26 protein-coding genes are annotated in these 23,279 nt (G+C 62.2%); 3 read left to right on the top strand and 23 right to left on the bottom strand.

Annotated features, from left to right (window positions below; translation table 11 throughout):
- The first annotated feature begins 48 nt into the window (after positions 1-48).
- Together CFB81_RS34905 and CFB81_RS34900 are read left to right on the top strand one after the other, a co-directional pair.
- Positions 49-249 carry a hypothetical protein gene (locus tag CFB81_RS34905; protein WP_089438231.1) on the top strand — a complete coding sequence of 67 codons (201 nt, stop codon included), beginning with the start codon at positions 49-51 and terminating at the stop codon, positions 247-249.
- Between the two features lie 54 nt (positions 250-303).
- Positions 304-699, top strand: a complete 396-nt coding sequence (locus CFB81_RS34900; RefSeq protein ID WP_089438230.1) for a hypothetical protein — start codon at positions 304-306, stop codon at positions 697-699.
- Positions 700-752: 53 nt separating this feature from the next.
- Here CFB81_RS34900 and CFB81_RS34895 read toward each other — a convergent pair whose 3' ends face one another.
- From CFB81_RS34895 to CFB81_RS34880, 4 genes are all read right to left on the bottom strand, one after another.
- Positions 753-1,013, bottom strand: a complete 261-nt coding sequence (locus CFB81_RS34895) for a hypothetical protein (protein ID WP_089438229.1) — start codon at positions 1,011-1,013, stop codon at positions 753-755.
- Positions 1,010-1,408, bottom strand: coding sequence for a hypothetical protein (locus tag CFB81_RS34890; protein ID WP_089438228.1), 399 nt, complete (start codon positions 1,406-1,408; stop codon positions 1,010-1,012). The genes CFB81_RS34895 and CFB81_RS34890 overlap by 4 nt, the downstream gene beginning before the upstream one ends.
- 107 nt (positions 1,409-1,515) lie before the next feature.
- Positions 1,516-1,995 (bottom strand): conjugal transfer protein TraD, encoded by a 480-nt coding sequence (locus CFB81_RS34885; RefSeq protein WP_089438227.1) that lies wholly within the window; start codon positions 1,993-1,995, stop codon positions 1,516-1,518.
- A gap of 7 nt (positions 1,996-2,002) precedes the next feature.
- The gene (locus tag CFB81_RS34880; protein WP_089449595.1) at positions 2,003-2,947 is read right to left on the bottom strand and encodes an HNH endonuclease; all 945 of its coding nucleotides are present in this window, start codon (positions 2,945-2,947) and stop codon (positions 2,003-2,005) included.
- 115 nt (positions 2,948-3,062) lie between these two features.
- Here CFB81_RS34880 and CFB81_RS34875 point away from each other — a divergent pair, with 115 nt between their 5' ends.
- On the top strand, positions 3,063-6,329 hold the full coding sequence (locus CFB81_RS34875) for an AAA family ATPase (protein WP_089438224.1): 3,267 nt from the start codon (positions 3,063-3,065) through the stop codon (positions 6,327-6,329).
- A 7-nt stretch (positions 6,330-6,336) separates the two neighbouring features.
- On the opposite strand, the gene CFB81_RS34870 is transcribed toward CFB81_RS34875, so the two are convergent.
- The 19 genes from CFB81_RS34870 to CFB81_RS34790 all read right to left on the bottom strand — a co-directional run.
- The gene (locus CFB81_RS34870) at positions 6,337-6,711 is read right to left on the bottom strand and encodes a DUF2471 family protein (protein WP_143328673.1); all 375 of its coding nucleotides are present in this window, start codon (positions 6,709-6,711) and stop codon (positions 6,337-6,339) included.
- 490 nt (positions 6,712-7,201) lie between these two features.
- Positions 7,202-8,026, bottom strand: coding sequence for a Crp/Fnr family transcriptional regulator (locus tag CFB81_RS34865; protein ID WP_256976448.1), 825 nt, complete (start codon positions 8,024-8,026; stop codon positions 7,202-7,204).
- A gap of 475 nt (positions 8,027-8,501) precedes the next feature.
- Positions 8,502-8,777 (bottom strand): hypothetical protein, encoded by a 276-nt coding sequence (locus CFB81_RS35960; RefSeq protein ID WP_143328672.1) that lies wholly within the window; start codon positions 8,775-8,777, stop codon positions 8,502-8,504.
- On the bottom strand, positions 8,771-10,075 hold the full coding sequence (locus tag CFB81_RS34860) for a DUF1173 domain-containing protein (protein WP_089438222.1): 1,305 nt from the start codon (positions 10,073-10,075) through the stop codon (positions 8,771-8,773). The genes CFB81_RS35960 and CFB81_RS34860 overlap by 7 nt, the downstream gene beginning before the upstream one ends.
- 18 nt (positions 10,076-10,093) lie before the next feature.
- On the bottom strand, positions 10,094-11,839 hold the full coding sequence (locus tag CFB81_RS34855; RefSeq protein WP_089438221.1) for a type IV secretion system DNA-binding domain-containing protein: 1,746 nt from the start codon (positions 11,837-11,839) through the stop codon (positions 10,094-10,096).
- Positions 11,840-11,841: 2 nt separating this feature from the next.
- Entirely contained in the window at positions 11,842-12,762 is a 921-nt protein-coding gene (locus CFB81_RS35955) for a hypothetical protein (protein WP_143328671.1), read from the bottom strand.
- Positions 12,716-13,021: a hypothetical protein gene (locus CFB81_RS34845; protein ID WP_143328670.1), complete on the bottom strand. Its 306-nt coding sequence runs from the start codon at positions 13,019-13,021 to the stop codon at positions 12,716-12,718. Before CFB81_RS34845 ends, CFB81_RS35955 begins: the two co-directional genes overlap by 47 nt.
- A 41-nt stretch (positions 13,022-13,062) precedes the next feature.
- Positions 13,063-14,586, bottom strand: a complete 1,524-nt coding sequence (locus tag CFB81_RS34840; protein ID WP_143328669.1) for a hypothetical protein — start codon at positions 14,584-14,586, stop codon at positions 13,063-13,065.
- A gap of 60 nt (positions 14,587-14,646) precedes the next feature.
- On the bottom strand, positions 14,647-14,973 hold the full coding sequence (locus CFB81_RS35950) for a hypothetical protein (RefSeq protein ID WP_143328668.1): 327 nt from the start codon (positions 14,971-14,973) through the stop codon (positions 14,647-14,649).
- A gap of 304 nt (positions 14,974-15,277) precedes the next feature.
- Positions 15,278-15,928 carry a phospholipase D-like domain-containing protein gene (locus CFB81_RS34835; protein ID WP_089438217.1) on the bottom strand — a complete coding sequence of 217 codons (651 nt, stop codon included), beginning with the start codon at positions 15,926-15,928 and terminating at the stop codon, positions 15,278-15,280.
- 31 nt (positions 15,929-15,959) lie between these two features.
- A complete protein-coding gene (locus CFB81_RS34830) occupies positions 15,960-16,586 on the bottom strand; it encodes a hypothetical protein (protein ID WP_089438216.1) in 627 nt (208 codons plus the stop codon).
- Entirely contained in the window at positions 16,583-16,900 is a 318-nt protein-coding gene (locus CFB81_RS34825; RefSeq protein ID WP_089438215.1) for a hypothetical protein, read from the bottom strand. Before CFB81_RS34825 ends, CFB81_RS34830 begins: the two co-directional genes overlap by 4 nt.
- Positions 16,893-17,741, bottom strand: a complete 849-nt coding sequence (locus CFB81_RS34820) for a lytic transglycosylase domain-containing protein (protein WP_256976445.1) — start codon at positions 17,739-17,741, stop codon at positions 16,893-16,895. Before CFB81_RS34820 ends, CFB81_RS34825 begins: the two co-directional genes overlap by 8 nt.
- Positions 17,742-17,784: 43 nt before the next feature.
- Positions 17,785-18,801: a P-type DNA transfer ATPase VirB11 gene (gene virB11, locus CFB81_RS34815; RefSeq protein ID WP_089438213.1), complete on the bottom strand. Its 1,017-nt coding sequence runs from the start codon at positions 18,799-18,801 to the stop codon at positions 17,785-17,787.
- Entirely contained in the window at positions 18,801-19,100 is a 300-nt protein-coding gene (locus tag CFB81_RS36370) for a hypothetical protein (protein WP_179236163.1), read from the bottom strand. The genes virB11 and CFB81_RS36370 overlap by 1 nt, the downstream gene beginning before the upstream one ends.
- On the bottom strand, positions 19,067-20,338 hold the full coding sequence (locus CFB81_RS34805) for a TrbI/VirB10 family protein (RefSeq protein WP_089438211.1): 1,272 nt from the start codon (positions 20,336-20,338) through the stop codon (positions 19,067-19,069). Before CFB81_RS34805 ends, CFB81_RS36370 begins: the two co-directional genes overlap by 34 nt.
- Entirely contained in the window at positions 20,338-21,171 is an 834-nt protein-coding gene (locus CFB81_RS34800) for a TrbG/VirB9 family P-type conjugative transfer protein (protein WP_179236161.1), read from the bottom strand. The genes CFB81_RS34805 and CFB81_RS34800 overlap by 1 nt, the downstream gene beginning before the upstream one ends.
- Before the next feature lie 26 nt (positions 21,172-21,197).
- The gene (locus tag CFB81_RS34795; RefSeq protein WP_256976443.1) at positions 21,198-22,127 is read right to left on the bottom strand and encodes a type IV secretion system protein; all 930 of its coding nucleotides are present in this window, start codon (positions 22,125-22,127) and stop codon (positions 21,198-21,200) included.
- Positions 22,124-23,279 (bottom strand): type IV secretion system protein (locus tag CFB81_RS34790; RefSeq protein WP_218829354.1); only part of this gene is annotated, 1,156 nt, incomplete at its 5' end. The genes CFB81_RS34795 and CFB81_RS34790, both read right to left, overlap by 4 nt.

Below are 23,279 nucleotides of genomic sequence, written 5' to 3'. Positions count from 1 at the left end.
TAAGGGGCGGGCGCGTACACGACATCGAATGACCTTCGGAGTACGTCCATGAGCACGATAACCGACCGTCTCTATGCACACGCCCGCATTGTCCCGATCCAGCCGCAGAATCGCGTCAAGACTGTTAGGAAGCTCGACAGCGGCGCGCTGGAAGTGACGCAATACAGCGGACAGGCTTTTACCATCGAACCGACAGACGCGCTTTTTCAGGCGTTCGTCGTGTACACCGTCCTTAACCCAAATACCTAAACCGGACCGCCCGCGAACATGCGGGCGTCAGGTGGCCTACCAGGAGAACCAGCCATGTCCGACAGTCCCGACTACTGGCGCGACGAAATGAGCGAAGCAATCGCCCGCCGCGTGCTCGGCACGCATTTCCACTATGCCATCGTACAAGGCGTCGGCTTTTGTGCCAGCCACGCGGCCGGGGCATGGCAAGCGAACCTGGCCGAATCGTTCGGTGCATACAAGACGGCCGAGCGCATCGCGTCGCACACCAAGGCCCGGATCGGCAATAAGGCCGACGACTTCAGCGCGGCCATCGTTCACACCGGGGCGATGGATTACTGCGTTCATCTGAGCAGTGGCGATGAGGTAGGCGGCTTTCGTCAGCTTGGCGAGGCTGTCACATGGGCGAATCGAACGGTGCAACTCGGCAAAGCCGAGTGGGCCGAGCGCAAGCGCCACGCACCGAAGTGAAACCGCGCCCGCTTCGGCGGGCCATAACCGCGAAGCTGCTACGCCGATTCCAGCTAATCGTCCAGGTCGAACAGCGCCCGGTCCGCTGGCCGGGACAGCGCGTCATTCATCATCGCGCGAAAATCCGCGTCGTCCCATTCTCCCCGCTCGACCCGCCGAAGCACGGCCTCACCGACCAGCACAATTCGTCGCTCGCGATCCGCGCGCGTTTGCTTGACCTGCTGACGCTGCGCCTTGGCGGCGACCTTGCGTGCTTCCTTGAATTCCTTCACTTTGTCGTCGGTCGCGGCGACGCGTCGCTTGAGTAAATTCATTTCCGCTGCTGCCAGATAGGTTGGACGGAATGATAGCTCTGGTCTGCTATGAGCCGATCCAGTCGCTCTTTCGCGCTGTTGATCGCGGCAATCGGCGCGGTGCGCAGCTGGTGATCGTGATGCGTGAGGATGGCGGCGCACAGTTCGACCGCATCGGCGTCGAGCGCCCATTCGCATCTGTCCTGCCCGTGATCGATCGACGCGATGATTGCCTGTTCGGCGGCAATGAGCACTTCGGGCCGAATGGGGGAAACGTAAGCGTCGCCAATGAACCCAGTCAGCACAATCATGACCAACAGGGTACGCAGGTGCTCATGCGTTCCCTGCCGATTGCGCAACGCGGCGAGCGACGCGTGATAGCGAATCGACAGATCGTCGGCATCGCGTCGGGTCATGGGTGACCACCAACGCTTGCTTTTGCGAGCCGATGCCGCTTGTCGAATCCGCGCAAAGGGCGGCGACTGTCTAGCCACTGGCGTTACCCTCGCGATACCGAATTGCGTTAGCCCGCGACATTTTCCGGAAGGCGCTCGTCGGCAACCGGATCGCCTTTGCTGCCACCGGTCTGTTTCTCAGCTTCGCGGTCGGCAATGAAAGTGTCGCCACGCGTCTTGAGTTGCTTGAGCGCAGACGGGTCGGTTTTGGCCTGATCGAGCGCCCACAGCAACGCGCCACACAGCGTACCCCGGTCCACCGGGAAATCGAGCATTTCAACGATCCCGCCCAGTTCGATCAATTGGCGGGTGCGGGCCTTGCGCGCAGCTTCCTTGCGCTCGGCCACAACCCTGAGTGCCGCCACTTTTGCCTCTTCGGCGCGCTCGTTCAATTTCTCCAGTTTGACCAGCGCATCGAGGTCGCGCGATTCCTGTTTGGTCGGCTCTGCGATACTGGCGAGTTCGACCAACATCCGCTGCGATTCGGTCGGAGCCTTCAGAGCGTTGATGAAGGCGATGCGCTTGGTGAGCCATTGATCGATCGGCATGAATACCTCAAAGGTGAGAATTTTCAGGAAAAGGATTCGGTGCTCGCCACTCGGTTTCGTGTCGAAAGCACCACGTCGTATTGAGCAGCACGGTTGGAAAATCGTTCAACCCGGAACGCGTGCGCTGAAGGAAAACATCGGAATCGGGCATCAACTCCCATTGGCCGTTGATCTCCAATCCGCCATCCGGATGGACGAGCCGCGCGAAATCCAGTTGCCAACCGATCTCATTGGCCGCATTCCATCGATCGTACACCAGTTGCTCATACTGGAAAATTTCGTCCGCCGACCAGTTGTTCAGCGCCCGCAGCCGGGCGAGTGCTTGCTTACCGCGACCCCGTGAATTGGCGAAGCCGAGGTGAAAGCAGAGATGGCAGGCAGAGCAGACCGAAATCAGGTTTTCGAGCTTCTGAACACCCATCACGTACCAGCCTTTATCGCGGCACAGATCAATGTCGTCCTGATCGGGAAACGCGTAAGACCAGAGTTCGTGCACGTCGAGCGAGGTTCGCTGAAGCCCGCAGCACTGACAAACGTGATGATTCCGTTCGATGATCAACTCACGCACGGTCTCCCAAGAACGCGAGGTGAGCAGATTCGCCAAGCTGGCTCCCCACGACGTTTCCGGGATCAGATCACCACAGACGATTTTCTCTTCATCGAACAACACGGGACGTCGCCGCATGAACGCGTCGGACGGCTGGTCCCCTCTGAACAACGACACGCCATCGAGCGAAAAAAACACGTCGCCAAACATCGGATGCACGTCATCCCACGACCTCACAGGCTGACGACTGATCAACGATGACAGAGGCAATGGCGACGGCATCAATACTCCGAAGGCCCCCTTCCTGCAAAGCCAAACAGCCAAAAAATCGCCGGCCACCAGAAGGGGATAAAGGCGAAAAGCGTCTCCAGGGAGGATCGTAGTGCCGAAACGGTCGAAGACCATTTCGGCACTACGCGCGGTTACTCGTTTCTATGCTAGCATAGAAACGACGCGAAACACCGTGCCGCCTAGACGCCGGCACACCAACCAGCCAAAAGCGCAAGGAAACCACGCTCGCATGTATCGCATGGAAGTGAAGCACGGCAAGAAAGGGCAAGCTGGGCAACACAAGCGCTATCAGGATCGAGAAGAACACTACGCTTACATTGCTCGCGAAGGGCGATTCGAAGAGCGTGGCGATCTCGAGCTTAGCGAAAGCGGCAACATGCCGGAATGGGCAGCCAATGATCCGACCGTATTCTGGGACATGGCAGACCGCTACGAGCGGGCCAACGGCCGCACCTATACGGAAATCGTCTTCTCGCTCCCGCGTGAACTCAATGCGGAACAGCGCGTCGAGCTAGCGCGCGAGTTCGTTCAGAACGTGCTTGGCGAGCGGCATGCCTATTCCTGGGCGATTCACGCACCGCTCGCCAGCGATGGCCTGGAGCAACCGCACGTTCACCTGATGTTCAGTGAGCGCGTGAACGATGGGATCGCGCGCGATCCCGAAAAATTCTTCAGCCGCTACAACGCGGCCAATCCCGAACAAGGCGGTGCCGGCAAGGATCGCTATTTCAACACGAAGGCGTTCGTTCGTGAGGTTCGGGAGGAATGGGCGATCACCGCGAACCACTTCATGTCGCGCCACGGCATCGAGGCGCGGATCGATCATCGAAGCTACAAGACACTCGGTATCGAACTGGAGCCGACCCGGAAGGTCGGTATCGCCAAATACGCGGGCGAGCGCGTCGCGATGGCCGAAACGCTGGCGCAGAACCGCGAGATCGCCAAACGGAACGGCGATCGACTGCTGCTGAATCCGGCGATCGGCGTGCACGCGTTGTCGACGCTCAATTCCATTTTTTCGCGACACGACGTCGAGCAGTTTGTGTTCCGGAACACGGATTCCGCGGAGCAGTACCAACAGGTGTTGGCGCGCATGCTCAATTCGAAAGAATTGCTGGCGCTGGCCGCGCAGGGTAAAGAAGGCGAATGGTTCACGTCGGCCGAACTGCGCTCCGTCGAAACCCGGTTGGTTTCGCGAGCAGAGCGGATGGCCGGAATCGCGGTCGATCCGGTCGCCGCGGCGACGGCCGACCGAGTGCGCGATGAGCGAAGGTTGAAGCCGGCGCAGCTGTCGGCGTTTGAGCTTCTGGTCGGCGATCGGCAACTCGGCGTGGTGAACGGCGCGGCCGGCACCGGCAAGAGTTATGTGATGGGCGCAGCACGCGAAGCGTTTGAAGGTGAGGGTTTTCGGGTGCTCGGCGCAGCATTGCAGGGCAAGACTGCCGAGGACATGCAACGCGACGCCGGCATCTCGTCGCGCACGCTCGCCAGCTTTTTGACGGCGATCGAGAAAGGGCGTTTGACGCTCGACCCGCAAACGGTCGTGTTCATCGACGAAGCCGGGATGGTCGGATCACGCCAATTGGAAAAATTGCTGGGGCACGCCGAATCGGCTGGCACGCGCGTGCGCCTGGTCGGCGATGCGTGGCAGCTGCACGCGGTCGAGGCGGGTGACGCATTCCGGGCTGTCTCGAAGGAAGCGGAAAACGCCGGGGCATTGGCCGGGCTCACGGAAATCGTTCGGCAGAACGACGACTGGCAGCGCGAAGCGTCGGTCGCGCTGTCCAGACACGATGTGAGCACGGCGCTGAACGCGTACATCATGCGCGGCTCCGTGTTTCTGCCCGAATCACTCGCTGCGGCGAGCGACGGTCTGGTCGCGTTCGCGCTCGAGGCGCGCGACGCCCATCCGGAAGATTCCCAACTGCTGATCACGCACACGAATGCGCAGCGCGACGGACTGAACACGGCAATGCGCGCGGCGCTTTCCGCTCGTGGCGAGCTCGGCACCGATCAGCCAGTGTCACTCGTGACCGAGGTCGACGGCGAGCGGTCCGTGACGGTCGTGCCGTTCGCGGTTGGCGAGCGCGTCGTGTTCGGCCGCAACGACTACGGGCTGGATGTGCGCAACGGCACGCTCGGCGTGATCGAGGGAATTGCGTCGCGGCAGCAAGACGGCGCAACACCTCCCGAGCCCGGCTCGCTGGTATCGGTGCGCCTGGACAGCGGCAAACACATCGTCGTCGACACCGGGCGATACGCGGATCTCGATTACGGCTACGCGCTGACGATCCACAAGAGCCAGGGCGTGACAGTCGATCGCGCGTATCTACTGGCGACGCCTTCGATGAATGCCGAACTGTCGTATGTCGGGATGACGCGGCACAAGAAAGAACTCGTCGTCGCGTCAGGCCGGGACGCGTTCGACGACGCGAAATCACTGGTGCGAGGCTTAAGCAAGCCGGTCGAAAAAGCGTTCAGTGCGTCGCACGACGTGCGGCCGGTGATCCGCGACAATCCTGAGTACACGCATCGGCAGACCTTTGCAAAGCGCCGAGAAATCGCATTCGAAGCGGCGGCCGAGCGCCGGCGCGATCGATCGCCCGACGGCTTGCGCGCCGAGCTCGGCGCCACGCTCGCGAAGGTGTCCGCCAAAGACCGCCCGACGCTCGCAAGCGAACAGGCGCGCATTCGCCAGCTGACGACGGCACTGCGCCGGCGCGATCAGGTTCAGCCTGGCGTGTCCTACGACGGGCGCGCATGGGATGCGCTGGTCGCCCTATCGGGCGAGACGCGTGCACGTGAATTGGTCGAAGCAGCCACTGCGCGGCGCGAGCGCGAAGCGGCCACCCGATACCGCTCGGTCGAGCGGCCGCTGTCGATCGCCGGCGAATTCGCGCAGCGGATGTCGAAGCGCGCCGAAGCGCGCGAGGCAGCGATCGCGGCGCCGGCCGCACCGGTCGAAGTTGGACCGCCCAAGTTGCCGGTCGCGCAGCGCGACCAGTTCTCGTTGTCGGTCAATCGGTACGTCGACAGCTGGAACGACCTGAAGCGAATCCAGCGCAGCGGCATCGCGAGCCCGCCGAAGTGGACAAACGAGTTAACGGAAAACGGTCGACGGCTCGACGCGATGTGGCCCAGCTCGCACGTGCATCTGCTGCAGGCGATCGAGCGCGATCGCGACACGCAGCGCGCGTTGGCTTTACCGAGCGGAAAGCCACGCGCGGATGCGATGATTGCGGGCATCGAACGGGCCGCCCAGCGTGAATACGAGCGGCAGCACGGGCGAGCAGCTGACGGCCAACAGCTCGGCCTCGAGCGCGAGGGCCGCAAGCCGTATCAGGCGATGACGCCGGCCGAGCGTGTCGCGCGCCGCGACGAGTTCATGACGAACGTGGAAAGCCAGGCGCAGTCGCTCGACGAGCGCGAACGCCTGCTGCGCGAGCAAGGCCGTGGTGTTGATCGCGGCAAAAAAGGTTACGGCCGCGGCGACTGATCGGCAATCAGTGCAACCGCTGCCAGGCCGACCAGAGTTCCGCCATCACGACCGGCATCGCGCCGTGCGAGCTGAGATTGGCGGGTGCGTCCGAAATGGGATAGGCAAACACGCCGGGATCGTTCCGGATCAGGTGCAACAGCGTCGGGGAGTGTTTGCGCGACGTCTTCAACTGCGCGATCGCGCGGAGTTCAAGCTCGTGCAGCATGCGCCAGGTCAGCGGCCGCCCGGCGTAGTTCAGCCGATGCTCGTCAATCAGGCTCGCGGCCACGGCCGCGAGATCCGTCATCAGCGTCTCCCAGCCCGGAAATGCAAAAGCATGGTTCGAGTTTTCGTCGGTTATCGGGCGCATGATGTCCTCACGAGGTAGCTGTATATCCATACAGTATCAATCCCCTTTCCTGTAGACAAGTGGGCGGTTCGTGTCCGATGGCAGTTCAGGCGATGGGCGAGCGGAGCGAGCGCGGTGAGCGGGCGGCCGACTTGTCGGCCGCGCGTGATTTCCGCGCACTTGGCCGATGGCGGCCGTAGGCCGTCAGCGGCTTAGTGCCAGCCGGAGGGTGTGGGTGGCGGTTCGAGGGTGTTGATTCATGCAAGCGGGCGAAGCCCGCGTGACGCGGCGGCGTAGCCGTCGGTGGAGTTGCTTCTAGTTAGAGAAGGCTTCTGAATAAGTCCCGACAATTAAACGAGATCCGACCCGACAATTAATTTAAGTTATCCACACATTCCGGTGGCCACCGCCGCGCCCCGTGCGCAAAAACCGCGCGCTACGCGGCAAATTCGTGCGCGCGCGCACGGGAAATCGCTCGGAATTCTGTGCGCAGACGAGCGCACCCCTCGCGAGCGCGATAGGTGAACGTTTATGGGGGTGCTTAGTGGCTGGGCGGCGCCAGCTGCTGTCGCGCGATCCGGTAACAGCGATCGCGGTCCCAATCGGGGTATTGCATCTTCAGCTGGCCTGCGCGCAGCGTGATTGCGCGCTCGAGCTCGGCCTGGCGGTCGACGTCGGCGGCCTGCGCGCGCTGCTTGACGCGTGACTGGACGTTTTTGAGTTGTTCGCCCAGCTGCTCGCCCAGCTTGACTGCCTCGACGCTGGCCTTGCGATCGCGCTTGCGTTGCGCGTCGCGCCGGCGCTGCGCGCGCAGGTGCGCGCGCGTGCGCTCGTGGTTCAGCCACTTGCCGAGGCCGAACTGTTCGAACAGCGCCGGCGTCAGGTATTTGATTGCGGCGAAGCCGCGGTAGCGCACGCCCTGCTCGCTTTCCTGCACTTCGCACTGCGGGCGGCTCTTGATCAGCCGGGCGCGGATCAGATCGCGCAACGCACGCTCGGCGCGTCGCAGCGATAGGCCCGCCTGTTCGGCCAGGTACGGTAGCGTGAAGTCGATCCAGCCATCCTTGCCCGGCACCGCGACGCGCAGCGTCACGAGGTCGCAAAACTTCACCAGCGCGCGCATCAGCTGCACGCACGCCACGCGGCGCTCGCTACGCTGCTGACGCGCGCTACCGTTCGCGATGTTCAGCCGCGGCAACCATGCTTGCGGTGTGTCGAGATAGCGGCCGAGCCGCACCTTCAGCTCGCGCAGCAGCTTCGGCGCGCTCGCCGGCGCTGGGTGCGGGATGTCTTCCGGCCAGATCCGTTCCGGCAGCGCGGCCGCCGGCTTCGGTGCCCCCTTCAGGCCCGCGCCCTGCGCACGCAGCCCCGCGTGCGCGCCGCGCGCGGCCGCGACAATGCCGCCGAACAGATCCTGTTCAGACGCAGCGTCGACGTGCGCGGCCGTGCCTGCCTGACCGGAGGGATCAGGCGGGAACGATGCGGAGGCGAAGGGGTATTCCACGGCGCGGCCTTAAGCGGGTCCGCGCTCCGATCCGGCTGGCGGCCGGGAAAAATTTTGGTAGGCGTCAGCCGGTGGCCGACTAGGCGAGGCATGGCCAGAGTTCGTGACGAGCCCGCCGCGCCTCGGCTTAACCTGCTGATTTGAAAGGATAAAACGCGTGGCGTTTTGGTATGCAAAACGCCCAATGTGCCAGCCAGTAGCCATTGGAATCATCTGTCGCCCATTTTTTAGAGACGAGTTCGGACAGACGACGCTTGACAGAGAGTTTCGATGGGCTAGAATCACGACACCTCTGACGTAATTCGATGCCCCGCGACCTTCTCTCTGTTGCGCGTCATCAAGAACAAGCCCCCGTTTGCAGACGGGGGTTTTTCTTTTGTGCGAACGGTTTTACGGTTCGTTCTTCAAGTACTTTCTCCAGGTCCGAACAGACGGACGCAAATTTGTCAGATTCTAGCCGCTCGCCCGATGTTACGGAAGCGTGAACGGTGAAATTTCGCATCTTTTCTCCGCTCACCATTCGAATAGCGAACGAATTGACGACGTGACGGCTACGCGTCACGCCGACCGGCCACATCTCATCGGCGAATGCGCCGCGCTGATCGATCACCACGCCGATTCCCCATAGCCAGCTTCATCATCCGGCCGCTCGTATCGCGACGGCGCCGGCAGCACCGGAGATGCGGCGGGCCGGCGCATCGTGTGCGCTGCTGCGTTCGGCTCCGGCAACGGCGGCATCGCGTCCATCACCGACCAGATCCACGACGGCAACTCGCTCGCATCGATCACGTGCTGGATCGTCTGCGCGACCGGATCTTCGTCGCTGTCGACCGGCAGGTCGAGATACAGCGCCGTGGGCGGCGTCGTATCCGTCAGCACGGCGCTGGCCAGCGGCTTGTTGCGTGCCAGGTTGTAGCGCAAGCCCTTCAGGTACTTGCGTTTCTGTGCCGCGAGCGTGTCGAGCAGCATCACGTCGAAGCCGTGCTCGATCGGAATCCAGTTCGCCGTCGTCACCATCAGCGACAGCGTTTCGAGCGTCGCGTACCCCGCGCGCGTGAGCCAGAACGTGCCGATGAACACCAGGTGCGCGCCTTCCACACCGTTCCAGAGCGCCAGCTCGTCGCCAAAGCGTTTGTTCAGCTTCTTGTACAGCTCTTCGTCGATCATGAACGGGAAGTTCGGCAGGTGCTTCGCCACCAGCTTGAACCCGTATCGCGACGGGCCGATCTCCTTGACCTCGCCGATCGCGATCATCAGCTTGCGCGCCTTGTTGTCACCCGATACGAGCGTCGCCATGCGCGCCACGCGCCGCTGCGTGATCTCGGCCTCGCGCTCGACCGCGAACACCTCCGGGATATACAGCTGCTCGGCCAGCGCCATGTCCTTCGCCTTCTTGCCGAGCGCCGCTTGCAGCAGATACTTTCGTACAACGTACCAGTTGCGTTTGCCTTCCATGCCCGGCGTCCAACGATTCAACGCCGCCTGGTCCCACAGATAATGCAACAGGCCGCGCAACGTCAGCTTCGCACCATCGGTACGCACCGTATCGTGTTCGCTGCCGGCTGACGGCGTCGCGGCACGCTTACCCATCTTCGTCAGGCTGAAATCGAGGCGCAACGTCGTGGTGCCGGTCGCTTCGTCTTCCTGGATCGCACGATCCTTGACCTCGCCGAAGCCAGACAGCTCCGCCGGCGGCTCGTAGGAGGCGCAGTCCGGCGTGTGGTGGCCGCCCGTGCTCGGCATGCGCTTGATCACGTAGCGCTCGCCGACCTTCGCCACGTACATCGGCACCCCTTCCGGCTGGCAGAGACACAGCGGCCGCTCGGCCCCACCGTGCGCATCCTGAAGATATGCCTGAAGATCGTCGGCGTCGGCCGACACGATCACGTCGTCAAATCGGAATTCCTGCATGATTTCTCCTGAGGCGCGTTACGCGCCACGTCCCGGCGCTGGAGGCTCGGGCGTATTCGTTGCGGTGACGTCGCCGGCGTGCGCGACACCCGCCGTATCGTCGTCGGTTCCGTCGCCCGCGTCGGTAGGCACCGGCGCCACGTCGTCATCCGGTTCGTCGTCCACGATTTCGTACTCGACACCGCGTTCGTCGACCAGCCGCATCTCGTCCATGCGTGAGCGTTCAATGAACGGCTCGACGCGCTCGGGAAAATTGCGCACCTTCATCTTGACCTTGGTCACGGGCCAGTCCTTCCCGTACTTCAGATAGCCTTGCAGGTCCGGCAGCGTCGAGATCTCGGAGGCGATCACGATCTGCTCCGACTCGTGACGCCGCTCACGCGTATTGTTCCGCCACCCGCCCTGCACCGGCAGCGGATGCCGCTCGACTTCGTGCTTGCCGAGCATCACCGAGGCACGTTCCGTCGCCTCTGCGTTTGCGCCACCCAGCACCAACATGCTGCGGTAGCAGTCGAGCACGTCCTTTGCGCCCTCGACACCAAGCATCTGATCGAGCTGCACGAAACCCTGAATGCCGCCCACGTCGCACAGGCCATGCTTCCGGCCCTTCTGCATCGCGCCCTGGAAGCTATTCAGCCGGCCGATCGATGCCAGTTCGTCCTTGAATACCCACAGACGACGGCTGAAGGTCGGCGCTTCCGACAGGATCATGGAGTACACGAGATCCAGCCAGATCGGGATGGTGGGCTCCAACGCCACGCGCTGATCCTCGCGCCACGTGATCCAGATGTTTCCGCCATCTTCATTGGACATCCATTCGCGAATCGAAAAATCGCCATCGGGGATGCGGCGCAGCGGCCTGATGTATTTGTTCAGCGTGAAGATGATGCTTGCCGTCGCTCGATCCGCATCCTTCGCAAAAAAGCCCGCCGAGTCGGTATCGCGCAAATACGCCTGAAGCAGCCGGCGATCGCGACGCACCAGCAGATCGATCAACACGTCGACGTCACGGAGGCCGTTCATCTGCATCTTCTTCATCGTGTCGGCCAGCACGTCACGCGCGAATCCGGCCCAGTCTTCCTGATCACCCGATTTCTGTGGCGGAATCGCCGATCGCGAGAGGCGTTCGAAGTCGAATCCTTCCGCGACTTCGTTGAAGAGAGACCAGCCGATGCAGCGCTCGTCGTAGGGATTGATGATGCGATCGCCCGGCAAGTAGAAGCGCGAACACAGCGTGCCGTTCGGATCCACCACCACCATCCGGTCTTCACGGTTAAATGCGGCCGCGACGAGCCCCTGGATGGCCTGACTCTTGCCGGTACCGGGCGAGCCGACGAGGATGATGCCCTGCGTTTCCAGATCGGTCGGAAACTCGATGCCAGCGACCGACACAGGCGGACGCGGGTAATCATGCGGCGGTTTCGCGCGTCGACGATATTTGTTGTTGTGCTGACGGATTCGACCGTTCAGCTGGTGCCGGTTCTCCATCTTCGTGCCGCGGATGTACTTCTCGTAACGATAGCCCTCGAAGCCGCTGAACAGATGTTCGTGGCAAGCCCAACACAGGAAGACGGCCAACCCTGCACCGGGAATCAATCCCCACAGCATCGCCGGATTCGCGGACGCCGCCATCGCGCCATGCACGATGCCTGCCGGGAACGGCATCGGCGGATAGCCGGCGATCGTGAACGACAGCAGCAGACCCAGGACCAGCGATACGACGGCGGCCACCCACTGCATCATCACGATCTCGTGCTTCTGCATGATCAATCCTCGAGGTTGTTCGAGCAAACGGTCGTGGTCTCAGCGCCCACCGTCGACGTCGATGGCAGCACCAGAACGCCATTGATGGGACGCGCCGGCTTGTCGTACTGCGGGGTATTCCACGGCTCGCCCGAAAAATGGTGCTTCCGAAACGCCCCGATTAGCGCCAGATAGTCCGCGCCGTGTTGATTGGCAATTTCGAGAAGTCGCGTGTAGTTCTCTTCCCCTCGCTGTTCAACCGAATAGTCGTCAGAAAATCCGCAGTACCAGTCGTGCCGATTCAGCTCGTCGTAATACTGTTCAATCGTCATCGCCGGATGAATGATCTTCCCGGCCAGCGCATCACCAACGGTCGGCACGACTGCGGTATCGTGCTCGTCGCCGGCGAGCCGAAGGACCGTGCCGGCTGCGGGAGCATCACCGTCTACGACGACGAAATAGCCCTCCCCGGTGCATTCGTCGTAGCGCACCAGGGTGGCATCGACAATGGCGAGATCGAGGACACCGCTCATCACATCTCGGCTCGGGGCAGTACCAGCGGTGACGCGAAACAGCGCACCATCACTGCCGGCGCCTGGAAATAGATGACTCGGAAGATCGGGCGCTCGGGCGGCATCAGCCCTGAGAATCGTGATCTCCAGTATTTCAGCACCGTCAAAACCCCTATCGAAATCGTAGTTGCAAGCATCACTCTCCATGCACTCATGCTCCCGTAGAAGATCAATAGGCCAAACCATGTATCCGTCGTCGGTCGGATGGTTCTTCCTGAATTCCCCGCCGACGCTTCGCCCCAGCTCGGTAAAGTGATGCCGTCCGTCCCGAACCTCGATGTAGCCGAGATGAATAAACCTCCTCTGAATCTCGGCTGCCGAAGTGTTACTTCTTCGTGCAAGTTTCGTGGCAGACAATTTTTCGGTTGCCATGACGGTCTTCCTGTTCATCGTCCCGCATCATCGAGTGCCGACCATATCCGGTGGCGTTCGTCGTATCGCTGGTGATGCGGTCATCAGCCTCGTAAAAGCGCTCACAAAGCGTGCCTTCCAGATCGAAAATAACCTCTCCGGCACCGCGCCTGATTCTCGACGTCATAGCCTCACGAACCGCCAAACTCATACCAATTCCGGGCGTGACGACCACCGCATCACCGACGATCGTCACGTCGACCGCTTCTTTGCTTCCCATATCGTTCTCCCGCAACAAGCGGCCGTTTCGTAGATCCGATATCACCCGATCCCGTAGCCGTCTCCTTTCGCGGCACGCCCCGTCGAACGGCCACGCTCCTGCTGGATCTCCTTCCCGTCTCGCGTAAGCCCTGCCTGCTCGTTCAGGTTGCTGAAGAACTCTTCGCGTCGAGCAACGCGCTCTGCCGGAGTCATCGCTTCATGCGACTTGCGTTGCATCTTCTGGACCTTCGCGCTGCCGTCGGCGGCCTTGCCATCCTTCTCAACCGCCGGCGCTTTCTGCCCGACCGCTTTCTTTTGGGGCGCCCGCCGCTGCTTGGTCGTCTTCGCTTCCTGCGTCTGCCCGTCCGCCTTTTGTGTTGCCCGCTGCGCGGCCTCCCCGGCCTCGACGATCGCCTTCGCATCCTTCGCGCTCGCCTTGCCGAACAAGTCTGCGGCCGCGACAACTGTTCCGCGCATCGCGTTGCCGGCATCCTGCCCCACCGCGCCAGCAGCTTTACCCTCGACCACAGTGGTCTCGCGCTCGGTTCCACGCGTGAAAAACTTCTCCCGAGCCTCACGGATCGCCGCCGCTTCCTGCACTTCACGGATACCTTGGAGCGTTTCGGTCGCTTTTGCGACGTCAATGCCGCTCGCCGCGGCATACGCCTTCGCGGTCGCCTCGAAACGCTCGGGCGTCAGCGCCTGTGGCGACAGGTCGACAGGCTCTTTAACTGCGACAGAAGCGTCACGAGAAAGGTCAGCCGACGCCTTGCCGGCCTCAGGTACGGTCCGCTCGGCATGCGCCGCTTGCTCCGCTACGCCTTGTGCCGGCACCGCCTGCGCGACCTTCTCCGCTGCCACGCGCGCGGCTTCGACCTCGCGCGCAATCGTTGCGGTTTGCTCGGAGGGCGTCACGACCTGCCGTTCGGCCTTTTCGATCGCCTGCTCGACCTGCTGCCGCAATGCCTTCTCGCTCGCCTCGAGCCTCCGCTCCGCTGCGTCCAGCTCACGTGTGCGATCGGCGATTGACTCCGCCCAGCCGTCCAGCGATTTCGGATATGAGCGGCCGGTGCCGTTCTCTCTCCGATCGATCGCCCCCTTGAAAAGCGCCGTGACTTCCTCGGGCTGCCGATTCAACGCGGGCCGGTCGCTGAAATCGTTTAGCAGCTCTGCCGTGCGATTCGCATCGAGCATCGCCAGCTGCTGCAAGCCAGCGAGCACCGCTGCGCGATCCTGCACACGCTGCGCGCGCTCTTTCAGCTCCGCTTCCTTCTCCGCTAACGTCGATTCCAGCGCCGCTCGCATCTGCGGCGTATCGATCTTGACGTTCGCATCCAGGCCGAAGGTTCGCTGGATCTTGCGCGTTTGCTCGTCGAGCGCCTTGTCCTGCTCCCGCGCCGCAAGCTCCGCATCCATCGCCGTCTTGACACCGCGCGGGTCAAGCTTGGCGTGGTCCTGCCAATGCCTAAGATTGCGCTGCCGAATGGCGATTTCTGACTTGCGATCGCGAAGCCGTTGTTCGTCTTCGGCGAGATGCTGCTGGCGTTTCTGATCCGACATCCGCAGTACAGTGTTTTCAAACATGAATAGCTCCATTCAGGTTGTTGGTTCACGGCCGTGTCACCGTTGTGGCATCCGATGCGTTCACCTCATCCGCGCACCACCTGCCGATTGCCCTGATGCCTCTCGCTGCTTGTTATCTCTCTTCAGCTTTCGCAACACCGTTGTCAGCCCCAACTCACAGGCCACACTGATTTCATTCCATGCACGCCGCACGATGCGCGCCGCAATGAACAAGAGCACGATCCAGACAATCGCAATCGCGCATCGCACCTGTCCGCCGGCGCCGGCCTGGTCGGCTGCTGACACAACAACAAATGGGATTACACGAGCAATCCCGTAGACCAATGCGAGCTTCACCCCATAGCCGAGCAGACGACGGGCCAGACGAGGACTTTTCCCCTCTACCATTCCGCTGGGTCTCATCGTTGGTGCCGTCGATCGGAAAACCAATTGACTAGTCGAATCGCTACGTCGCCTATCTCATCGACGACAGATCCAAGTGGTTTGAGGACCAATATCGTGCAGACGGTTGCCCACATCGGCCAAACCAGCATTTCCGTGCCATGCCACGGCCACGCGCGAATACTGTCCGTTACGACCAATGGAAGCGAGCACGCGCACAGGAGCACCAGAGCCACATTCGTGAGAAACAGCACAACCCGCCACATTCGAGCGCGCATAATCACGTCCTTCTCCATCGCTTCTGACTCCATTAGTCCGCGCGCCCGAGTGCTACGCCCTGATCCCATCGCGACTGCCAATGCCGCATGAACGCCTGCGCGATTGACGGGCATGACGCGATCCACAGCGCGTTCTCGGAATTCTTGGTTGCGGCGCTGGTGTAATTGAAACTGCCGGTCTCGACCGATTCGTTGTCCACCACCATGTATTTGTCGTGGCTCGTTTTGTAGGCCGACACGGCGCGCACCGGGATACCTGCTTGCAACACCGTCTGCATAGCTCGACTCGCGTAACCCCGCGTGCTCAGATCTCGCGTTTCCTTCGCGTCAACGAGCATCTCGACCTTCACGCCACGCGCCTGTGCTGCCGCCAGTCGCCGCGCGATCTCGGTCGACGTGAACGCGTAGGCGGCCACCTTCACCGACGTGCGCGCACTGTCGATCGCCGCATCGACGAGTCGCGCGGCCGCGCCATCCGGCGCAAAGCCGACATCGATACGACACGAGCCGGACGCATCTGACATTACGCCCCCCGACTGCATCCCGCGCGCATCGAATTTCGCGGCCCGCACCGCCCAGCTCAACAAGTCAGCCGCCAGCGCCGCATGGGCGGTGCCGGCAAACAAAACAGCAGCGATGCCGAGACGCGACCAGCACTCTCGCGTAATACGGAAAGGGGTCATTTACACACCTCCGATTCACGGACGATCATTCCTATCTCCAGTGCACACGTCGCGAGAACCGGCCGCTCTGATACACATCGATCGCCCACGGCGACTGCGGCTTCTGCCACACGATCTGGTCGTACACGGTCACGCTGACTTCCTGGTAATCGCGGCTGTACTGCCCAACATAGGTCGTGTACGTCCCCATCAATTTGCCAACGCACGCGAGCGAAGCGTTCGGCCCCGCGTCGCCACCCGCCGACTGCTGCGGTGACGCTGACGGCGAGATCCCATAGGACGCCGGGTCCGCGTAGAACCACGTCGGCTGTTTCGGACGCGACTTGCCTTCGATCACCCATGCGCCTGGCCCCGCTTCGTTCAAGCCGCCCTGGCAGGGATCAAATGGCGTATTCACGTAGTTCATGCTGACGCCCGAGCCTTCGCACGTCGGCCATCCGCGCCCGTGCGCCAGGTCGTCGAACAAGCGCTCGAGCGCCGGCACACATGCTGCAATGCCCCACGGGTTCTCCGGTGACGGTACGCACAAGGCCACCCGGCACGGATAGTCGTCCGCATACGCGGACGGCCCCGCCACAGCAAGCAACGTCCACACGGCACACGCCGGCGCCACGCGGCGCAAGAGCGTCGCGACGCTCGCATCGAAAGAGGCTTTCATTTCCACACTCCGTTGTTTTGCTGGCGGCGAATCAGTCGCCAATCGCCAAACGCATTCGCGAACATGAAGGGCGCGGCGATTGCCCCGCCAACGAACCACACCGGCAGCAGCAGAAGCCCCAAAAGCGGCGAGGTACGCGGCGCAGCGTGCGCGATCAATCCGCCGCCGGCGATCATCGCGAAGGTCAGAAACAATCCGCCGATCGGCGACTCGTCACGCAGCATCGGCCCGAGCGTCACGCCCAGACCAATCGTCACGATCAACCAGAACAACATCTTCCGCCGCGCTTTGCGGCATTCCGGCGTCTCAGTCATCGTCGTGCTCCCTCGCGGCCCCTGCCGCGTTGTCATTCAATTTGCGCACCCGGACGGTACCGCCCGAGTTCGTATCGTCCGCCGATGTGTTCGACAGCCGCCCGCCTTGATCAACCGCCGTCACTTGACGTCGACGCACGTTCGGCGAGGAGCGAGGCTCATCGTCGCCCCCATCGAACCAGTCATCGACTGCGCCCATTTCCCGCCGTTCTGCCAGCACACGCCCTGCTGAACGGGCCCCGCGCGACGATGCGCGGGGTGCCACACCGTCCGACACAATGCCAATCGCATCCGGCACGCGGACCGAATCGATCGGCGCGGCGGCCGCGACCTTCAGCGCATAAGCCCGCCCTGCCTTCAGATCGCCCGAGTAGTAGCAAGACAGCGCCGCATGCACTGCGCGCTGCTCGTTGCGTGGATCGGCTGCGCGGGCTCGCGTGTAACATTCCGTCAGGATCGCCGCTCCGGTTTTCAGGTTGCGACATGGATCAAACATGTCCGCCGCACTCACCCCGTACCGATCGAAGTTGTGCACGTTGACCTGCACGATGCCGAGGCTGTAATTCCAGCCCCCAGCATTAAGGGCTTTCACCGTCGCGAGCGCTTCGGCGCGGTTCGTCGGCTGCCGCACCAGGTGGCCCCCGACCACGCCGATCGCATAAGGATTGCCGCTGCTCTCGATCCGGCCGATTCGTCCCATCAGCTCGGGATGGACGCCGGGTGCGCAAGCCTGGGCCATTGCCGAAAACCCACCTTCGCCAAACGGTGCCGATGTCGGCGCTTTTATCGACACGCCGGCCAGCGCATCACCTGCACACCCGAACATCGCAAACACGATCATCGTCCCGCCCGCGACGGCTACGCTCGCGCGAGCCCGATTACCACTAGTGCCCCGCATACCACACCTCCCGAACACCACGCAGACCATCATCAAAGCGATGCATCTGGATCACCACGTCGATCAGCCCCTTCGCGTATTCGATGATCTCGGCGCGCATCATCGGCGTACCGAAGCGCATCACCATCTGCGCAAGACGGTCCCACATGTGCGCCGGGCTTTTCGCATGAATCGTGGACAACCACCCGTCGTGCCCGGAGTTCAACATCTCAAGCGCCACGTAGGCTTCAGCTCCACGCAGTTCGCCCGGAATCACACGATCCGGAGACATCCGCAACGTCGCTTCCATCAACTCGACAGGCGTCGCCTTCGCGACGCCTTGCTGACCGCGCGAATACAGCAAGTTCACGACGTTCTTCTGCTTGTTCAGGCGAATTTCCCGTGCGTCCTCGAGCGTCACCACTCGCTCATCAGGATTGGCAAGCGTCATCAACATATTGATGAACGCCGATTTGCCCGTATTGGTCGCAGCGGAAACCAAGATGTTCTTGCGGGCCTTCATGATCAATCTGAAGAAGGTCGGCCAATCCTTTCTCTCGTACGCTTCGCGAACTAACCGCTCGTCATCCTCCTGCTCGGGCAGTGGTTCGTTAATTCGGCTGAAGGCTCCTGACTTCACGTAATAGTCCAGGTCGAACTCCAGCCGGGACGGCTTGCGGATCGTGATCGACACGGTGCCGACCGGCACCGCAGGTGGCTGCACATATTGGAACCGATAGTCCCAGCCTTCAGCCCCGGTCAAATCGGCCGGAATCGTCGCTGTCAGCAACGGATTCTTCGCGTTCGTCTCCTGTACCGAGTGGTGTGCGATCAGATCCGCGATGTCGTGCAGCGTGTCAGTCTCCAACCGACGCGTCAGTTCAACGCGCGTCGCATAGCGCTGACCTTGTCGCATGATCCAAACGTCGCCAGGACCGTTCACCTCGATCTCAGTGACCGTGTCGTCCTCGAAGAACGGTCTCAGGGCGGCAGTCCGATTCAGGAAAGCAGGCAAGATCGACATCAGCGCCCCTTCTTCATATGCTCAGCGCGAGCGCGAGCGCCGGCCGCCTGCACCGCGTTCGAGTCCAGACATTGACCCGCGTCGTAGCAGCGGCGCGCCACGTCGGCGACACGTGCATTCGCCAGTTGCAGCCGATGCTCGCCATTCTCCGCCACGCCGACGTGCATGCGCGCCTGCAACTGCTCCGTCAGCGCCTCATCCAGCTCCGCGCGCAGCGACTTCGCCCGCAGCTGCCCCGCGTCCGATTCCGATTGGTTTGCGTTCATCATTCGTCCACCGCGACGCGCTTCTTCGCGCACGTATCCGAAAAATCCAGCACCTTTTCCACAGTGATCCGCACGCGTGTGCCCTGATCGTTCTTGATGGTCGGTTGAATGTTCGCGTACCCATTCAGTTGCTGCTGTGCGCCTTGCGCGAGGGAACCCTGTACGCTCTGCCGATAGTTCGAAATTGAGTTGTTCTGGTCACCCGCGTTCACGCCACCTGTCGCTGCGCCAGCACCCAAGACAGCCATCACTGCACCGACGCCCAATACCTGGCCGAGATGGCGGTCGACGTCGCCGTCAATGCCGGCAGACCCCAGTTGATCCGCCACGCCAGAGTCGAGCGCGATGTGTTCGCCGTTCGGAAGGTACGCTTCGGCCGACGCGATGAAGTTGCGCTCCTGCCCCGCCTTCGTCACCGGGTTCGCACGCGCCGTGATCGTCGTGCCCCACGGCAGCAACGGAATCCGCCCGCGCTCGCCGTAGACGTCACGGCTCACGTCGATCGTCAGCATGCCAGGCAGATCGGAAATGACCCGCGGTCGCATATAGCCATCGATCACGCGTCCCGGCTTGATAATGCAGGCGAGATTCGCGAACTTCTGCACCTTGTTCACTTCGACGCCTTGCCCTTCCACCGCGCGCTGGAATGCCGAGTTGGGATCGTTGACAGGTCGCCCACCTGCGCGACTGCTGCTCGCGAGCGCCGCAGTCGCACTCGCCGCGTCCGTGGCTCCTGCTGGCTCACCGCCATCCTTGTCGCTATCCAGGCTGGCATCATCAGCAAACACGGACGACTTCCGACGCTGTTCAGCCTCCTGCTCGGCTGCGAGTCGGGCCTTCTCTGCCGCCAACGCGCGCTCTTCTGCCAGCCGGCGCGCTTCACGCTCGGCCGCACTATCCGGCTGCACGTTGATCGGAGCCGATGACGCCTGCGGAGCGGACGCCGCTCCGTGTTGCAAATCCGGATTCAACTGACCGGGAGAATTGGGGCGCTCCACCACCTTCGGCTGGTTCTGCACCGGCGCGGTCGGCGCCGGCGCCGAATGCTTGAGGAACCAGACCAGTCCGAAGCCGGCGATGACTACGACCACCGCGCCACTGATCAACATCTTCTGCGACTGGACGCGCTTGGGGTCGCCCGACATCATCCGGCCGCTCATCGCAGCACGCGCACGCGCACGCGCGGCCCGAACGTCCTCCGGCCCGTCGACATCCTCTCCGTGACGCGGTTCGCGTCGGTCCGGCTGCTCGTCGTCGTGCAGATCGCTCATCACAGTGCTCCCGATGCGCCTTGCCGCGCGCTCGTCAGCACCGCACCACGTGCAATGCACAGCGTCCGTTTTCCATCCCGAACCGTGTATCGATCGGACAGTTGCGTAACCACCAGATACGGCCCTTCACGACGCGGATCCAGCAGCAGTTCGGTTCCGTCCGCACCGACCGAATACAACTCCGGCTTTGGATGATTGCCGACGAACAGGAAATACGTGAACTGCCCGTCATCGAACACGCGCTGCAAGCCAAACTGGCGCTCGTCGCCTGCAGCCCGATAGTCCTGGTTCACTACACGCGGCTGCTGGAATGCATCGCCGTCGTCGGCCGACGCCTCGACAGCCGTCATCGCGCCACCAGCGTCATCGGCATTCATGTCGCCATCTTCATCGGACGACATCACATCGAGCGCGTACGTCAGCCGTGCCGGGTCGTTCGAGCTCGTCAAATCGAACTGGTAGACGCCACGCGTTGTCGTCACCATCAGGTTCGTCTTCGCATTCGGCAGGACCGGCTTGGCGAACACATGGTTCTTGAAATATCGCACCTGCCACCCTAACGTGTCGCCCAGGACGCGCTTGAGCACGCGCTCGCCGCGGGGAAAGTCGATGCGCGACACATAGCCGTACACGCCCGTCACGCTGTAGACCTGTTGCGGATCGTATGGCACGCGCTGCACGCGCGGATCTTGTTGGCCAGGAGGTGGCACCACGGCAGCATGGGCGGACGCACCGAGCGTCAACACGCCGACCACGACCGCCGCGCCTGCAGCCAGTCGCTGGAAATTCCTACGCGCCACGCACACACTCATGATGGGTCGATCGTTGTTCATGTCAGTCCTCATCTCATTCGCTCGCTTCATTCGCCTGCGGTCAGGTTGCTGGGCCCAGGCTCGGTATTCGCCTGATGGGCCGTCATCACGAAGCCTGTGCTGTTGATATAGCGATCGGCAGGCGACAGCGCCTGCTTCACCACGTCGTACTGGAAGCGAACATGCCAATAGGTCGGCTTGCCGTCGGCACCTGGCCCGTCCTCCACCGTCACCAGCGTTGCCTCGCCTTTCTTCGCCTCGCGGTCGAACACGCGCACGCGCACATCCTTGACTTTGCGACTCACACCTTGCGGCAGCTTGTAGTACGGGTTGTCACGATTGTTCACATCCATCTCATGATCAAATGCAGCCGCAACGTCAGGCGTCGAGTGCAAATCGACATAGCGCACCATGTCGTCGCGAAACGCCCGGTTCAGCGAAAAGCGCTCAGTCAGGTAGCGAGCGATCTCGCCGTCGATGATCGCGTCTTTGGACAGGATCACCTCGGGCGTGCCGATCTCGCTCTTCTGCACGTGATTGTCAGCACCGATGGTGAGCACAACTGGCGGTACATAGTCCGCGTTCGCGCTCTGAAACACGTTTCCGACAATTGACAGACCCGCGATCGGCCAAGCCGCGATCGCCAGCACCCATGCGCGAGCGCGCGATACGCGCATCGCCTGATACGACTCAACGGGCGGACCGTTACCATCGTCTGGCGGCGCAGCCTTCTTGCTCTTCAATGCGCTGAGTCGCCTGGACGGCTTGCTGGCCATCTCCGCCCGGGCCGCTTCACGCTCGGCTCGGTGATCATCTGGCTCGGTGCGCTCGGGCGCCTCAGCAGCTCGAGCAAACGGTTGTACCGGCGGGACCGGCCGCTCCGCCTCTTGAACCGGCACATCGCTTTCGCCCGCGCGGATCGGCGCACGGCCAGAACTCAATCGGGCTGTCGTGGGGGTCAGGGTTTCGCGTTTCACGACGAAGCCTCCTGCGTCACGGCGGTACTCATCGACGCGCCGGGTTGCCCGGCACTCGACGGCTCACGCCCAAGCGCGCCGTGCGACGAGCCACCTTCTACGCCCAGGTGCTTGTTCAGCGCCTCGATATTCCTGGACATCGACTCCATCGACCGGCCCATCTGCTGCATCGCAGTCGCGGCCTGGGTCGCCGGCGAAGCGCCGCCACCGACACCAAGCGCCGTGCCAAGCGCACGACCCGCCGCTCCGAGTGCCATCCCGCCGATCGCGCCGGCAACGCCACTGCCAGCTGCACCGCTCGAGGCCAGCGCCGATGCAAGCGGTCGCAGGCCGAAGGCAACGAAGATCAGCGAGAAGATTTCAAGCGCGATCGCAAGCGCGGCATCCGAAACTTTCTCGATGAAGTTGCCGCTCTGCGTAATCAGTTCTCCAACGAATTCGTAATTGATCTTGAGCGACACCATCAACAAGATGCCGACCAACGCAAACTTAACCATCGCACCTACCCAGCTCATCCCATAACCCCGCGTTTGCTCCCATGCAAGGCACGGCACAAACAATGGAAACAACACCATCGTCATGGCCAGCCCCAGATCAGAGGTAATCTTCAGCAACAGCACGACCGCGACAATCAGCGTGTTCAAGATCATCAGGAACGCCCCGAGCACGATCATGTTGATGCTCGTCCACGACTGATCCATCAGCTGAGCCGCCGCCGTGTCGTAACTAGTGATCTGGTTCGCAATGTAGGTATGCACGTCCTTCGACCCGAGCAAGGCGGTGATCGTATCGTCGCGAAGCTCCGTGAAAAACGAATAGACCTGGCTGCCCATGCCGCCCCACGACAGACACCAGAACACCCAAAACGTGACGATCATCATCCCGACGATGGTGCTACCGTCCATCGGCACCCTGCCGCTGTACATCTTGAGGACACGCCAGGCCCACCACGCGATCATCAGCGACAGCGCGACCGGATACACGCTGTGCGCAAGCTTGTCGTAGTTGTTGAACACGAAATCGTGTGCAACCTGCGGAATTCGACTAAATAATTTGTCGAAGGCGCTGGCGATTCCACCAAGCGTCGTACCGTTCGCATCAGGTCCTGCCATGATCGCCTCTCCTGTAGCGCAACTTACGCGCGCGCGCGCG

This window comes from Burkholderia sp. AU28863, assembly GCF_002223195.1.
Taxonomy (GTDB): Bacteria; Pseudomonadota; Gammaproteobacteria; order Burkholderiales; family Burkholderiaceae; genus Burkholderia; species Burkholderia sola.
This window is presented reverse-complemented; position numbering and strand designations above follow the sequence as displayed.

Excerpts from the sequence above, each read along its gene's own strand:
- CFB81_RS34905 (WP_089438231.1), top strand. The coding sequence starts at position 49 with ATGAGCACGATAACCGACCGTCTCTATGCACACGCCCGCATTGTCCCG.
- CFB81_RS34900 (WP_089438230.1), top strand. The coding sequence starts at position 304 with ATGTCCGACAGTCCCGACTACTGGCGCGACGAAATGAGCGAAGCAATC.
- CFB81_RS34895 (WP_089438229.1), bottom strand. The coding sequence starts at position 1,013 with ATGAATTTACTCAAGCGACGCGTCGCCGCGACCGACGACAAAGTGAAG.
- CFB81_RS34890 (WP_089438228.1), bottom strand. The coding sequence starts at position 1,408 with ATGACCCGACGCGATGCCGACGATCTGTCGATTCGCTATCACGCGTCG.
- CFB81_RS34885 (WP_089438227.1), bottom strand. The coding sequence starts at position 1,995 with ATGCCGATCGATCAATGGCTCACCAAGCGCATCGCCTTCATCAACGCT.
- CFB81_RS34880 (WP_089449595.1), bottom strand. The coding sequence starts at position 2,947 with ATGGTCTTCGACCGTTTCGGCACTACGATCCTCCCTGGAGACGCTTTT.
- CFB81_RS34875 (WP_089438224.1), top strand. The coding sequence starts at position 3,063 with ATGTATCGCATGGAAGTGAAGCACGGCAAGAAAGGGCAAGCTGGGCAA.
- CFB81_RS34870 (WP_143328673.1), bottom strand. The coding sequence starts at position 6,711 with ATGGATATACAGCTACCTCGTGAGGACATCATGCGCCCGATAACCGAC.
- CFB81_RS34860 (WP_089438222.1), bottom strand. The coding sequence starts at position 10,075 with ATGCAGGAATTCCGATTTGACGACGTGATCGTGTCGGCCGACGCCGAC.
- CFB81_RS34855 (WP_089438221.1), bottom strand. The coding sequence starts at position 11,839 with ATGCAGAAGCACGAGATCGTGATGATGCAGTGGGTGGCCGCCGTCGTA.
- CFB81_RS35955 (WP_143328671.1), bottom strand. The coding sequence starts at position 12,762 with ATGGCAACCGAAAAATTGTCTGCCACGAAACTTGCACGAAGAAGTAAC.
- CFB81_RS34845 (WP_143328670.1), bottom strand. The coding sequence starts at position 13,021 with ATGGGAAGCAAAGAAGCGGTCGACGTGACGATCGTCGGTGATGCGGTG.
- CFB81_RS34840 (WP_143328669.1), bottom strand. The coding sequence starts at position 14,586 with ATGTTTGAAAACACTGTACTGCGGATGTCGGATCAGAAACGCCAGCAG.
- CFB81_RS35950 (WP_143328668.1), bottom strand. The coding sequence starts at position 14,973 with ATGGTAGAGGGGAAAAGTCCTCGTCTGGCCCGTCGTCTGCTCGGCTAT.
- CFB81_RS34835 (WP_089438217.1), bottom strand. The coding sequence starts at position 15,928 with ATGACCCCTTTCCGTATTACGCGAGAGTGCTGGTCGCGTCTCGGCATC.
- CFB81_RS34830 (WP_089438216.1), bottom strand. The coding sequence starts at position 16,586 with ATGAAAGCCTCTTTCGATGCGAGCGTCGCGACGCTCTTGCGCCGCGTG.
- CFB81_RS34825 (WP_089438215.1), bottom strand. The coding sequence starts at position 16,900 with ATGACTGAGACGCCGGAATGCCGCAAAGCGCGGCGGAAGATGTTGTTC.
- CFB81_RS34820 (WP_256976445.1), bottom strand. The coding sequence starts at position 17,741 with ATGATCGTGTTTGCGATGTTCGGGTGTGCAGGTGATGCGCTGGCCGGC.
- virB11 (WP_089438213.1), bottom strand. The coding sequence starts at position 18,801 with ATGTCGATCTTGCCTGCTTTCCTGAATCGGACTGCCGCCCTGAGACCG.
- CFB81_RS34805 (WP_089438211.1), bottom strand. The coding sequence starts at position 20,338 with ATGAGCGATCTGCACGACGACGAGCAGCCGGACCGACGCGAACCGCGT.
- CFB81_RS34800 (WP_179236161.1), bottom strand. The coding sequence starts at position 21,171 with ATGAACAACGATCGACCCATCATGAGTGTGTGCGTGGCGCGTAGGAAT.